General features: G+C 32.4%; 11 protein-coding genes. 2 read left to right on the forward strand and 9 right to left on the reverse strand.

Features of this window, described 5'->3' with window-relative positions; all coding sequences use genetic code 11:
• Window positions 1-34: 34 nt before the first annotated feature.
• The 4 genes from JOOMADRAFT_RS13590 to JOOMADRAFT_RS13605 form a co-directional block, all read right to left on the reverse strand.
• Complete coding sequence (locus JOOMADRAFT_RS13590; RefSeq protein WP_008614331.1) at window positions 35-2,446, reverse strand: alpha-ketoacid dehydrogenase subunit alpha/beta; 2,412 nt, start codon at window positions 2,444-2,446, stop codon at window positions 35-37.
• Window positions 2,447-2,683: 237 nt separating this feature from the next.
• Window positions 2,684-5,446 carry a gluzincin family metallopeptidase gene (locus tag JOOMADRAFT_RS13595; RefSeq protein WP_008614332.1) on the reverse strand — a complete coding sequence of 921 codons (2,763 nt, stop codon included), beginning with the start codon at window positions 5,444-5,446 and terminating at the stop codon, window positions 2,684-2,686.
• Between the two features lie 455 nt (window positions 5,447-5,901).
• Complete coding sequence (locus JOOMADRAFT_RS13600) at window positions 5,902-6,198, reverse strand: hypothetical protein (protein ID WP_008614333.1); 297 nt, start codon at window positions 6,196-6,198, stop codon at window positions 5,902-5,904.
• Between the two features lie 92 nt (window positions 6,199-6,290).
• On the reverse strand, window positions 6,291-6,716 hold the full coding sequence (locus JOOMADRAFT_RS13605) for a hypothetical protein (RefSeq protein WP_008614334.1): 426 nt from the start codon (window positions 6,714-6,716) through the stop codon (window positions 6,291-6,293).
• 297 nt (window positions 6,717-7,013) lie between these two features.
• Here JOOMADRAFT_RS13605 and JOOMADRAFT_RS13610 point away from each other — a divergent pair, with 297 nt between their 5' ends.
• Entirely contained in the window at window positions 7,014-7,559 is a 546-nt protein-coding gene (locus tag JOOMADRAFT_RS13610) for a type 1 glutamine amidotransferase domain-containing protein (protein ID WP_050989721.1), read from the forward strand.
• A gap of 287 nt (window positions 7,560-7,846) precedes the next feature.
• Here the strand turns inward: JOOMADRAFT_RS13610 and JOOMADRAFT_RS13615 are convergent, their stop codons facing one another.
• The 5 genes from JOOMADRAFT_RS13615 to aroB all read right to left on the reverse strand — a co-directional run bounded on the left by JOOMADRAFT_RS13615 (window position 7,847) and on the right by aroB (window position 12,792).
• Window positions 7,847-8,149: a hypothetical protein gene (locus JOOMADRAFT_RS13615; RefSeq protein ID WP_008614336.1), complete on the reverse strand. Its 303-nt coding sequence runs from the start codon at window positions 8,147-8,149 to the stop codon at window positions 7,847-7,849.
• A 37-nt stretch (window positions 8,150-8,186) separates the two neighbouring features.
• On the reverse strand, window positions 8,187-9,161 hold the full coding sequence (locus tag JOOMADRAFT_RS13620; protein ID WP_008614337.1) for a deoxyhypusine synthase family protein: 975 nt from the start codon (window positions 9,159-9,161) through the stop codon (window positions 8,187-8,189).
• A complete protein-coding gene (speB, locus tag JOOMADRAFT_RS13625) occupies window positions 9,151-10,035 on the reverse strand; it encodes an agmatinase (protein WP_008614339.1) in 885 nt (294 codons plus the stop codon). Before speB ends, JOOMADRAFT_RS13620 begins: the two co-directional genes overlap by 11 nt.
• The gene (locus JOOMADRAFT_RS13630) at window positions 10,028-11,425 is read right to left on the reverse strand and encodes an arginine decarboxylase (protein ID WP_008614342.1); all 1,398 of its coding nucleotides are present in this window, start codon (window positions 11,423-11,425) and stop codon (window positions 10,028-10,030) included. The genes speB and JOOMADRAFT_RS13630 overlap by 8 nt, the downstream gene beginning before the upstream one ends.
• Window positions 11,426-11,721: 296 nt before the next feature.
• Window positions 11,722-12,792, reverse strand: a complete 1,071-nt coding sequence (gene aroB / locus JOOMADRAFT_RS13640; RefSeq protein WP_008614344.1) for a 3-dehydroquinate synthase — start codon at window positions 12,790-12,792, stop codon at window positions 11,722-11,724.
• A 105-nt stretch (window positions 12,793-12,897) separates the two neighbouring features.
• Between aroB and JOOMADRAFT_RS13645 the strand changes: the two genes are divergently transcribed.
• Complete coding sequence (locus JOOMADRAFT_RS13645; protein WP_008614346.1) at window positions 12,898-14,064, forward strand: proline dehydrogenase family protein; 1,167 nt, start codon at window positions 12,898-12,900, stop codon at window positions 14,062-14,064.
• The last annotated feature ends 7 nt before the right edge of the window (window positions 14,065-14,071 follow it).

Below are 14,071 nucleotides of genomic sequence, written 5' to 3' on the forward strand. Positions count from 1 at the left end.
ACAAATGCTATTTTGTATATTTTGATTAGTTTATTTATCTCAATTTCGGATATTTTGTTGGGTTTGCTTCATGCATTATTTCATACACTTTTTCAAAAATATCTTCTGCATTAGGCTTAGAAAAATAATCACCATCACTTGCGTATGCAGGTCTGTGAGCTTTTGCTGTTAATGTTTGCGGAGCACTATCTAAATATTGATAACCATTTTGGTTTTCTACAATTTCTTGTAAAATATAAGCAGAACATCCTCCAGGAACATCCTCATCTATAACCAATAATCTATTAGTTTTCTTAATGCTTTTTACAGTATCATGATTAATGTCAAATGGCAATAAAGTTTGTGCATCAATTATTTCAGCATTAATATCAACTTCCAGTAATTCTTTAGCTACTTGTTCAACAATTCTTAAAGTAGAACCATAAGAAACAATAGTAATATCTGTTCCTTCTTTTATAGTTTCAATAACACCAATTGGAGTTCTTAATGCTCCTAGATTAGAAGGAAGTTTTTCTTTTAAACGATATCCGTTTAAACTTTCTATAACTAATGCAGGCTCCTCACTTTCCATTAATGTATTGTAAAAACCAGCCGCTTTTGTCATATTTCGAGGGGTTAAAATATACATTCCTCGTAATAGATGAATTAAACCTCCCATTTGCGATCCTGCGTGCCAAATCCCTTCCAATCGGTGACCACGAGTTCTAACAATTAAAGGTGCTTTTTGCTTTCCAACAGTTCGGTATAGAAGTGATGCTAAATCGTCGCTTAGCACATATAAAGCGTATAAAATGTAGTCTAAATATTGAATTTCAGCAATAGGACGGAGACCTCTTAGCGCCATTCCAATTCCTTGTCCAATAATAGAAGCTTCTCTAATTCCTACATCTGCAACTCTTAATTCTCCATATTTCTTCTGAAGTCCTTCAAGTCCTTGGTTTACATCTCCAATATTACCGCTATCTTCTCCAAAAATTAAGGCATTTGAATTGTTTTCAAAGATTTTGTCAAAATTATCTCTCAATACTACACGACCATCTACTAACTCGGCATTTTCCTCATAAACTGCTGCAACTTCTGCAATATTAGTTGCATTGTGCTTAGTTTCACTATATAGATGAGAGCTGTACTCTGGTTGCGTTTTTGTGTAGAAAGACTCAATCCAGTTACTTAATTTTGTTTTAGCTTCCGATTCTTCTGTTCTAACATAGCGTAATGCTTTTCTGGCTGTAGAAAGAATATTTCTTTTTGAAGGTTCATCAACAGAGATAAGGTCATTTTTAAGTCGGTTGATAAAACTTTTGTTGCTGCTATTATTAGCTAAATCTGAAAGTAAAGAAACAACATGTTTCTTTTCGGATACTATGGGTGTTAAGAATTCGCTCCAAGCTTCTTTTTTGCCATCGCGAACTTCTTTTTTAATTTGTTTTTCTAGTTGATTTAACTCTTCGTCTGTAGCAAAATTATTTGTAATAATCCACTTTCTAAACTGAAGATTACAATCGTACTCTTTTTCCCACTTTAAACGTTTTTCAGACTTGTAACGTTCATGAGAACCAGAGGTAGAATGTCCTTGTGGTTGTGTTAATTCTATAACATGTAAAATTACAGGAATATGCTCTTCTCTAGCAATTTTTCCAGCCTTATTAAAAGCTTCTATTAAAGCAGGATAATCCCATCCTTTTACTACAATAATCTCGTAACCATCTTGGGTTTCGGTTCGTTGAAAACCTTTTAAAACTTCAGAGATGTTTTCTTTTGTGGTTTGGTGTTTGGCATGTACAGAGATTCCGTATTCGTCATCCCATATGCTAATTACCATTGGTACTTGCATTACCCCAGCAGCATTAACAGTTTCAAAAAAGATCCCTTCACTTGTGCTGGCATTTCCTATTGTTCCCCATGCAACTTCATTTCCTTCTTCAGAAAAGCCTTCAGCATTTGTTTCTGCTACATTACGGTAAATTTTGGAGGCTTGCGCTAAACCAAGAAGTCGAGCCATTTGCCCTCCTGTAGGAGAAATATCGGAACTACTGTTTTTCTGTTTGGTGAGGTCTACCCAAGAGCCATCTGGATTATTGCTTTGGGTAAGAAAATGCCCACCCATTTGTCTTCCAGCACTCATTGGTTCTTTTTCTATATCGGTGTGCGCATAAAGTCCTGCAAAGAAGTTTTTTATGCTAAATTCTCCGATAGCCATCATAAAAGTTTGATCTCGGTAATACCCACTTCTAAAATCACCATTTTTAAAAGCTTTTGCCATGGCAAGTTGTGGGAGCTCTTTCCCGTCACCAAAAATTCCGAATTTTGCTTTTCCTGTCAAAACTTCTCTTCGACCTAACAAGCTACATTCGCGACTCGTGACAGCTATTTTATAATCATCGAGTATTTGACTTTTAAAATCTTCAAAGGAAATATCTTGTTTTATATCGGGTTTTGTTTGCATAGGATTTTTTATGAGACGATAGCAAAAGTAGCCAAAAAGAATGGACTTTGCAATTAAAAAATCATGCGATAAAATGAATATTATTCAATTTAAAATGTTAATAATGAATTATATTCAATAAAATGTTATTTCAGGGGTGTTTTAATGCGTTATTTTTAATGTTTTAGGATATTTTGTGCAATACTGTTTTACCTCTACGCTAGAAATAAATTGTAAGTTTTATTAAGAATAGTTTTGTTAAAACCACTTTCTGGTAAAAAGTCCAATGAGAGTTTTAGGACTTAATGTAACAATAAACCTTATTTTTTCGTCATACTGAGGTTGTGCAATTTCCCAACCGTTGTTAGAATAAACAGGGAAGTAGAGCTCAAAATAATCGGTTACTAAATTTAAACGGATTCCAGAATCATACACAAAACGGGCATCTTCATTTTGATTGCGAATCATTCCCACATCTCCATAGAGTTCTATCCAACGCCAAATATTAAAACTGGCATTGGAGGTTACAATCCAGTCGTTAGCATAAGGATTTGGGAGTTTAGATTTGAATCCCCCTTCCGCAACAATTAATTGCTGACTAAAAATTCCGCTTTCTTCGGAACGTCCTAAATAATCATAATCAAATAAATAATCGGTAGGACGGTCTAATGCAAAACTGAAAAAGTCTGAATTTGTTTCGTTATAAATAAACTTTCCTGCAAAAAATCGAATGTTAAGCTGGCGGTTGCTTTGGAATAACTTTCTATATTCCCAATTAAATGAAATTTTAGAGAATTCACTAGCCACTTGTAAGTCTACAAACCAAGACTTGTAGTTTATAATTCCATTATTGCCATAGGCATAACGGGCATTAAAAACACTGTAATCTGGATCGGTGTCGATGGTAGGAGAATTATCTCGAATTACATTTACATAACGCATATTAAATAATTCACGTTCATTAGAGCGTAAATCGTCATTTCGGAATCTAAAAGTAACAGATGGTGTGATGGTGCTATAACGCAATCCATCAGCATAATGAAAAGAGGAACCTGCTAAATACGCATCAATTAAATACATATTATCGTGGTTTACATACTTTCGTAATCGCAAAGAACCAGACCCTACTATAGCATTTTCACCAAAAGCATAAGAGGGTTGTAAATCATAAACAAATGGTTTTGTTAAAAAAGTTTTGTTGTATAATCTCATTCCAGGTGTGATACCATCATAAATATTAAAACGTAGTACAGGTACATAAAAAATCTGATTGTAATAAGGATCTTCGGTATCTTTAAAAAATTTAAATTTTAGTTTTCTATTAGTGGAGAAAAATCCGTTAACAGACTTCCAATTGTCGCGTTCATTAAATTCTGGAATCACACGATCGTAGTTTAAAACTAATCTTTTTACATCTTTTCGAGGAACAGCAACCGTTTTGGTTTTTTCAACATCAGGATACCATTTTTTAAACAAAATAGAATCGTTTCGGTCAATACCAAATAGTGTAATGGGAGTATTGGTTTTTCTTTTGTTTTTTAAGGTAACGAGAAGTGAATCTTCTGTTTTTTTGAAATTCTTAATTTTATAATCTATCTTCTTATCGGTAGCCACATAAGTAGAGAAATACCAATCAATATTTTTAGGTGCATCTGTTTTTAAAAGCGATTCAAAATCTTCAGAAGTAGAATTCTTAGTTGTATTTTCAGTGTAATATTCCTTTATTTTCTTGTCAATAAAACCATCTCCTAAATAGCTATTTAGATAGGCTAAACCAACCCCCGATTTATACCTATTTGCAATTCTCTCATTAAATTTTATGAGAGAATCTCTCGAAGTTGTTAATGGTTGGTCGGAGTAGGTGCGTGCCATCAACATATATAGGTATGGGTATTGGTCGTTAAATGTCATTTGCGCCAAATGGTAAGAACGGAGTCCCCATACTTTAGATAGCTTCCCAAGCATTTTAGTGTCTTTATAAAACGCATCAACATATTTCATTAATAAATAGGTTTCAATCCCATCTTTTATCCAGTTTTCTTTTCTATTGTCTAGATATATACTATTGTTTAAATACTCATGAAGACTCGTTTTTAAAAGCTTTAATTCATATTGAAACTCTTCTGAAAAAGGTCTTAAAAATGAAGGAAGCTGATTAATTCCATAAAGTGGATTCTTTTTATAATCTTGCTCTGTAATTAATAGTTTTTTATGTGGATAATGGCCAAGGGTACTATCTATAAAGTTAATTACACGTTCGGCAGAGTTGGCCTTTGTAATTTTATTTAAATCTTTACTTTCAATATTGGTAATGAGCTCTAATTTATCATTTTTAAATATCGAATAGGTATGTTCTTTTAGAAGATATAGTTTTAAATCGCCTCTATTTGTTCCTTGCAAATAGCTTGTAGTAGTGGAGTCGTTCTGCTCGCTATTTGTAGTGTTGAAATCTGTTATAAGTTTATAGGAGTTTGGATATTTAAAGGCAACTTCTATCTCGTTATTACGCGTATTTAAATCGTTTAAATTTTTATTGTGGTATTCTCGCCACTGCGTATCATAAATAGCTGGAGTTAAATACCAATACCTAAGATTGTAATTGTTTATATCGGTATACCCATATCCTGTGTATTCTGCGCTAGGCAATTTTACAACATAAGAAAGGTTTAGGGTATATTGCTGTCCAGGGTATATGGGAAACTTTAGTTGCACTTTTATAATGTCGTCCCCTTCTGTACGTTCCCAATTTAGATAATTAAAGTTCTTATCGCTTAGAGTTAATATTTCTGTATTTCCCCTAGTTTCTTCTTTTGCTAAGTGTAAACTTTTATTAAATTCTTCAGCAAATCTAGTAGCTAATGCGGTGCTTTTATTGGCATATGCATTGTTCCAATCGTATAAAAAAATAGAATTTAACGTGTCTTTGGAAGTGTTGTTGTATGTTATTTCTTGCTGAATTTTAACAAGATGTTCATCAGCATTTAAGCTTGCCTTTATTTTTTGACTGTGTTGACTCCACATTATGTTTATGCAGAGAAAGGCTAGAAAGAAAAGGTGTTTTTTAAGAAGGCTCAACATTAACAAGGGTTAGTTTTAATGGTATTTTTATTTTTTTTAGGTTGGTTAAAGTTGATGCTTAAGTTCATTCGGATATTTTGTGATGCTTACAATATTATGCAAAAAAATTCACAATATATACATGTTAAAATAAATATGATGTTAAATCCTTTATAGAGGTTTAATCTCTCAAAGTCTATCCTGAGTTTGTCTATGCTTTTTTCATTAAACTGAAGTAAATTTATTCCAGTTAAAGACTTTGTGGGTTGATTTATGTTAGTTTATTTATTTTCTTCATTAAAGCGGAATATGTGTAGTGTAATTTATATGAACTCATAAATATTCTGTATATTTGTAATAGTTAAGTCTGCAAAACACGAAAGTCGACTCCAAGTCGTTATTTTAAATTTAATTTGGAATTAGTGTTTTAGTGGGCTTATTTTATTTTCTGAAGATAGTGGGTTGTCATTATTATTGTAATAGTTTTTGCAATTTTCATATTTTTCAGCATCATACAAGTCAATTACCAATTTTATTTGTTCTTTTATAAAATTATAATATCTAATTTCGCCTCTTTCAAAAACTCTTTGAATTGTCCAGCAAAAATAGTCTGCTAAATTTAATAAGGGATCTTTAGTGGGATAATTCACATTAAATACAATTTCTGTTTTAGTGTTTTTATTTTCGTTTATCTTAGCAAATCTTTGTTTTGCCATAAGAAACGCTAATTCTAAATTATGATTTTTTGTACTTTTTCCACGTTCAGAAATGTGTATAACTAATTTATCGTGTTTTGATAGTTTATTTTTTAGAAGAGTGATAGTAAATCAGCATAGAAATACTCTTCTTTTCCTTTATGTTTTGTTTCATACCTTTCAATACTTTTTCTTCCTACAACTGCTTCAAAATTACAGTTAATGGTTTTTATTAAATCAAACATTTCCTTTCGAACTTCTGGTATATCATCAGTTGCATGTAAATAGTAACCTGATTTATTTATTTTTTTTAATACACTGGGAACATGATAAAACTTATCATTAGTAATTTTAGTCTGTAGCGCTACTATTTTATCTCTAACTTTATCCAATGGATCTATAACTTTTACCATTCCAAGAATGAATACAAAGGAGACACCATTTTCTCCAATAATATTTTTCTTCCCTTTACCATAAAAAGTAGTGTCTCCAGCTTCGTCTAGGAAACGATGATAATCCATTAACTTTTTATTTTCCATATTTAATTTTTTACTCGATTATCAAGATTTGAATGTTAGAAAGTCTATCCTAAGTTAGTTTATTTATTTTCTTCATTAAAGCGGAATTTGTGTAGTGTAATTTATATGAAAATAAAACCTTACTTACAATTACCACATTGTTTCCTTGATACTGCTTTTCTTTTTACCTCATGAAAATATATAAGCAATCAATATTCATATGTTTATGCTTTTACTAACATAGATTTAAGTTTTCACTAACAGAGATCGTGTAAGATTATGGTTACTTTATCTGAGAACCATAAAAAAGTAAATATTATGAAAAAGATAGCAATCTTAGCAACCGATGGATTCGAAGAATCTGAATTAACATCACCAAAAGAAGCTATAGAAAACGAAGGTTGGGAAGCTCATATTGTGAGTTTAAAACCTGGAGCTATTAAATCTTGGAAAGATGGAAATTGGGGAGAATCTTTTAACGTAACGCTAACGGTAGAAGATGGATTAGCCGAAAATTATAATGCATTGGTACTTCCTGGAGGAGTAATCAATCCAGATAATTTACGTACTAATGAAAAAGCATTAACTTTTATAAGAGATTTTTTTAAGCAGCACAAGCCAGTGGCAGCTATTTGCCATGGGCCTTGGAGTTTAATAAATGCAGATGTAGTAGCAGGAAGAACATTAACTTCTTATAAATCTATTAAAAGAGACCTAGAAAATGCAGGTGCAAAATGGGTTGATAAAGAAGTAGTGGTAGATGAAGCGCTAGTAACTAGCAGAACACCAGATGATTTACCTGCATTTAATAAAAAACTTATTGAGGAGATTAAAGAAGGGAAACATGAACGGCAACATGCTTAAAGGGATAGTGTTAGTTTACATTTAATCTTTAATCTTTAATCTTTAATCTTTTTTCTTTAGTCTTATAGAGCAAAGTGATCTTTTATTTTTATCCAGATATTAATGGATTTAAAGCATAAGAGGCTGTCTAAAAAGTAATAAAACTCTAAATGTTATCCTGAGCTTGTCGAAGGATTTTTTTAGCATTAGTTGTTAAAAACTTCGACAAGCTTAGTTTTACAACTATGAATCACTTTTTAGACAGCCTCTTAAGTTATTTATAATTCTCTAGTTATTATAGAGGTTTGTTATTCTTCATCCTCTTCTTGATCGTCTGGAATTTCTAGATTATCGGCTCCTAATGTCTCGTCATCAGAAAAATCATCGTCATCATCATCTTCAAATTTTTCCATAGTATTTGCCAAACGAGTACTTACTTTTACTAAGTAAACGGTGTCTTCAGTTCTAACTTCTACAGCTTCTACAGTTTCATTACTCGCATTTTTAAATTTAATGATATCATCATCACCATATCCGTCAGGATATTTTTCTACGAGCATCGATAGGATTTCGTTAGTCAATTTTTTGTAATCTACAATTACGCGTTTCATATTGTTGATAATTATGTAAGTTTTTAAATCGTTTAGGTTACATATCTAGTAAATACGAAAAAATTAGTGGAGCTACAATGGTAGCATCAGATTCTATAATAAATTTTGGAGTATCGATATCTAGTTTACCCCAAGTGATTTTTTCATTTGGAACAGCTCCAGAATACGACCCATAACTGGTGGTAGAGTCTGAAATCTGACAGAAATAACTCCAAAAAGGAGTGTCTTCCATTTCCATGTCTTGGTATAACATCGGAACCACACAGATAGGGAAATCTCCTGCAATACCTCCACCAATTTGGAAGAATCCAACACCATTATCTGAATTTTTAATATACCAATCTGCTAAATACTCCATGTATTCAATTCCGCTTTTTACGGTAGAGGCTTGTAATTCCCCTTTCATTACATAGGAAGCAAAAATATTACCCATAGTACTGTCTTCCCATCCAGGAACAACAATAGGTAAATTCTTTTCTGCTGCGGCATACATCCAAGAGTCTTTTAAGTCTATTTCGTAATATTCTTCTAAAACCCCAGAAAGTAACATTTTATACATATACTCATGAGGAAAATAGCGTTCTCCTTTAGCTTCTGCATCTTTCCAGATTTTATGAATATGCTTTTGTAGTCTTCTAAAGGCTTCTTCTTCAGGGATACAAGTATCGGTAACTCTATTAAGACCTTTTTCTAGTAAATCCCATTCTTCTTGTGGAGTTAGATCTCGGTAGTTTGGAACTCTTTTATAATGAGAGTGTGCTACCAAATTCATAATATCTTCTTCGAGATTTGCTCCAGTACAAGAAATTATTTGCACTTTATCTTGACGAATCATTTCAGCAAAAATCTTACCTAGTTCTCCTGTGCTCATAGCACCAGCAAGGGTAACCATCATTTTGGATCCGTTTGCTAATTGTGCTTCATAACCTTTAGCAGCATCTACTAAAGCAGCAGCATTAAAGTGTAAATAATATTTTTCTATAAAATTAGAAATTGCTCCTTTATTCGTCATCGTCGTCTTGATTTTTTGAGTTTGCGTACTTAAATTTATAAGCTAACATTTTATAATACAACTTTGCAGCTAAAAAATCTGAAGATTTTTCATTTTCATTTGGACAAAGCTCTACAATATCAAAGCCAACTACATTTTTCTTTTTAAAAACTTTTTTTAGATAATCTAAAGTTTCATACCATAATAATCCACCTGGCTCTGGAGTTCCAGTTGAAGGTAAAATAGAAGGGTCGAAAGCATCTAAATCAATAGTAATAAAAACATTTTCTGTCATTTGATGGATTGAATCGTCCATCCACTCATCGCTCATACTAATATCCTCAGCAAAATAAGTTTGGTCTTCAATCATATTATCAACTTCAGAAATATCCATACTACGGATTCCAACTTGGATTAGTTTTGTTTCCTGACTAGCTTCATAAACAGCACAAGCATGGTTGCATTTAGAGCCTTCGTATGTTTCTCTTAAATCTGCATGCGCGTCTATTTGTAAAACAGTAAGATCGTCAAAGCACTCATTAAAAGCGCGAATTGACCCGATAGAAATAGAATGCTCACCACCAAATAAAGTAACAAACTTATCTTGTTTTATATAGTTTTTAGTGATTTTATGAACTGTTTCCACCATTTTTTCTGGGGAACTATTTTCAGTAACAGCAGGAGCAAGGTATACCCCTTTTTTGTAGGGCTCACTTCTTGTTTCTATGTCAAAAAGCTCCATGTTTTCTGAAGCATTTAAAAAAGCATCAGGGCCTTTATCTGCACCTTTTTGCCAAGTGCTTGTACCGTCGTATGGAACTGGAATAAGTACTACTTGAGCATCATCCAGACATGCATATTTTTCCGGGATACCGGCATAATTTTTCTTACTCATTGTAACCTAAAATTTTTAAAAAGTCGTTTGCTGTTTGTTGTTCAGAAAATAATTTAGTTGTAATGTTTCCTTCGTCGTCTTTATCTATTAAAATATGTTTTGGAGAAGGAATTAAACAATGCTGTAGTCCTCCAAAGCCGCCAATAGTTTCTTGGTAGGCTCCAGTATTAAAAAAACCAATATAAAGTGGTTTTGCTTTACTGTATTTAGGTAAATAAATGGCATTCATGTTCTGTTCGGAGTTGTAATAATCGTCGCTATCACATGTAAGTCCGCCTAAAAGTACACGCTCATATTCATCGTTCCAACGATTAATAGCTAGCATAATAAAACGCTTACTAATAGCCCAACTATCTGGCAGCGTGGTAATGAAAGATGAGTTTATCATATTCCATTTCTCACGGTCGTTCTGCTGCTTTTGGTATAAAACTTCATAAATGGCTCCACCACTTTCTCCAACAGTAAAACTTCCAAATTCTGTAAAAATATTGGGTACAGGAACATCTGCCTCTGTACATGCTGTTTTTATCTGATGAATGATTTCATTAACCATGTACTCATAATCGTATTCAAATGCTAATGAATTTTTTATAGGAAATCCACCACCAATATTTAAAGAATCAACTGTAGGGCAGATTTTGCGTAATTGGATGTAAACTTTTAAACATTTTAATAGCTCATTCCAATAGTACGCGGTGTCACGTATTCCAGTATTGATAAAAAAGTGAAGCATTTTTAAATTCACTTTTTTATTGTCTTTTATTTCACGATTGTAAAATGGAACTATGTTTTTATATCCAATACCAAGTCTGCTAGTATAAAACTCAAATTTAGGCTCTTCTTCAGAAGCAATTCTAATTCCTACATTAAAAGGCTCGTTGATGGCTTCATCTAAAAGGTTTAATTCTTCGTAATTATCTATTATTGGAATACATTTTTTATGAGAACCATTAATAAGTTCTGCTATGTTTTCAATGTATTCATCTCTTTTAAATCCATTACAGATTACATAATTATCTTTAGAGAGCTTTCCTTTAGCAATTAAACTTTTAACGATGTCAATGTCAAAAGCTGAAGAAGTTTCGATATGGATATCGTTGTTCAATGCTTCATTTAAAACATGACTAAAATGGGAGCTTTTTGTACAATAGCAATAGTGGTAATTTCCTTCATACCCTTGTTTTTCAATGGCATTTTTAAACCAATATTGAGCTCTTTTTATATTGTTAGAAATTTGAGGTAAATAGGTAAATTTTAATGGCGCACCATATTTTTCTACCAATCCCATCAAATCGATGTCATGGAATTTTAATTGGTCGTTATCTAATTTAAATTCCTCTTGAGGAAAATAATAAGTCTGATCTATAAGATCGAAATACTTCGTCTTCATAGTTACTTTTTTGTAATATTATAAAAATGATATTTGTTTAATTTTAAATTTATGTTATAAATAGCATTTCTATTCAAATACGTAAATAGGCAGGGAGGTAAGCCACAGGAATTGTGGCAGATTTTTTTATGATGTCTTCGGAAGTTAAATTTAAGAACCGAGACCTCGTTCTACGAGATACGTGTAAATATGACTTCCTGATATTTACACACACGGAGTTTGAAAAACCACTCATTAAATTCTATAAAATACAAAAACAAAAGTCACTATTTTTTTTTAATAACCAAGAAAAAAAATTATTTTTTATAGTATTCTAACGAATTGATTAATAGTTCTTTATTTGAGGTGATGTCTAATTTAGGTTTCGAGATATCTTCTAACAACACAAAATTTACATTTCCATGCGCATTTTTCTTGTCGTGTTTCATCAATACAATAATGGCTTCCATATCTTCATTTGTAATGGTGACTTTCTCGAAGTAATTTAAAAAGGTAGCTTTGATTTCATCTAACTTATCTTTAGGGAAGTTTAATAATTCAGAAGATAAATAAGTTTCCATAATCATTCCTATTGCAATTGCTTCCCCATGTAATAAAGTGGTTTTGTCACCCGATTGTAGGAAATAGGATTCTATAGCATGCCCTAAAGTATGTCCGTAGTTTAAGATTTTTCTTAAGCCATATTCTCTTGGATCTTCAGTAACTACTTCATTCTTTATAACAACAGACCGATGGATTAGTTCATCCAAATCATTAGTAGTTAATTGGGCGAGGTTTTTAAGTTCATTCCAGTAAGCTTCATCATAAATAAGGCCATGTTTTAACATCTCTGCTAATCCGCTTCTTAATTCATTTGGAGGAAGGGTAGCTAAATATTCAGTATCAATTAAAACCATTAACGGATTTAAAATAACGCCTACTTGATTTTTTAATGGGCCAAGATCTACTCCCGTTTTTCCGCCTACCGAGGCATCTACCATGGAAAGTAGGGTTGTGGGGATATTTAAAAAATCAATTCCTCTCATATAAGTTGCTCCTACAAATCCTCCTAAATCGGTTACAACACCGCCTCCTAAATTAATGAGAAGCGATTTTCTGTCGCCACCTAATTCAGATATAATTTTCCAAACTTCTGTACAGGTTTCAATTTGTTTGTGTGCTTCCCCAGCACCTATTTCAATAATCTCTATATCATAAACTTGCTCAATTTTACCTAATAAAACAGGCAAACAATTGGTATGCGTATTTTCATCAACTAAAATAAAAATCTTAGAATACCCTTGATTGTTTAGATGTTTATTTAATTCTTCGTAAGATTTTTCGTTAAAATGTACTTGGCAACCGTTGCTAGATATGGATTTGAGCATTGAAATTGAAATTTATTTTTACTTACTAGCAAAATAACGAGTTTTTCATATAAAAATGTAGTTTTTCTAACACTATATTTGCAAAAATTTATAGTGGTTTATTGAATGAAGAATTTTTTTGATAACACAGAGATTGCTTTTAAGCTAAAAAGCGATTCTGAGCTTGAAAGAGCTTACTTTTTATTTAAAATGATAGCACACCAACCTTTGGTGAGAATTGGTACAGCGGTTACTCATTTTGCTATTAAAGCGCATTTACCAGTAGAGGGACTTATTAGAGCTACTGTTTTCGATCATTTTTGCGGAGGTGTGAGCGAGTTGGATTGTATGAAAACTGTAGATGCAATTCATACAGCTGGAGTATGTTCTGTTCTAGATTACTCTGTTGAGGGGAAAGAAACAGAAGAAGAGTTTGATGCTGTTGTTGCGCGTACCTTAAAGCTTATTGATTTTGTAAAAGAAAAGCAAGCCATTCCTTTTGCGGTTTTTAAACCAACTGCTATGGGGCGTTTTGATTTGTATGTCAAGGTTGGAGAAGGAGAAACATTAACTTCTGAAGAGGAGGAAGAATGGGATCGGGTTAAAAAAAGATTTAATACTGTTTGCGAAAAAGCTAGTGAATTGGGAGTTTCTCTTTTAATTGACGCAGAAGAAAGCTGGATGCAAACTGCAGCCGATGTTATTGTAGAGGAGATGATGCGTATCTATAATAAGGAAAGAGCTGTAGTTTATAATACGCTTCAATTGTACCGTTGGGATAGGCTTGATTATTTAAAAGAACTACATAAACGTGCTAAAAAAGAAGGTTTTATTATAGGGATGAAGTTTGTTCGTGGTGCTTATATGGAAAAAGAGCATGATAGAGCGGAAGAGAAAGGATATTCAACTCCTATTTGTGCTTCTAAAAAAATTACTGATGATAATTTTAATGAAGCTGTACATTATATGATGGACAATTTAGATAGTATGGTGTTGTTTTTAGGAACGCATAACGAAGAGAGCACCTTGTTGGTATTGTCTATAATGGAAGAAAAGGGAATTGCAAAGAACGATGACCGTGTATGGTTTGGTCAGTTATATGGAATGAGCGATCATATAAGCTATAATTTAGCAAATAGAGAATATAATGTAGCCAAGTATTTACCTTTTGGTCCAGTTCGAGATGTTATGCCTTACCTTATAAGAAGAGCCGAAGAAAACACCTCTGTTGCTGGACAAACTACAAGGGAACTAACACTACTTTCAACAGAAAGAAAACGTAGAAAACTATAATATTTTT

It is taken from the genome of Galbibacter orientalis DSM 19592 (assembly GCF_000260115.1).
Lineage (GTDB): Bacteria > Bacteroidota > Bacteroidia > Flavobacteriales > Flavobacteriaceae > Galbibacter > Galbibacter orientalis.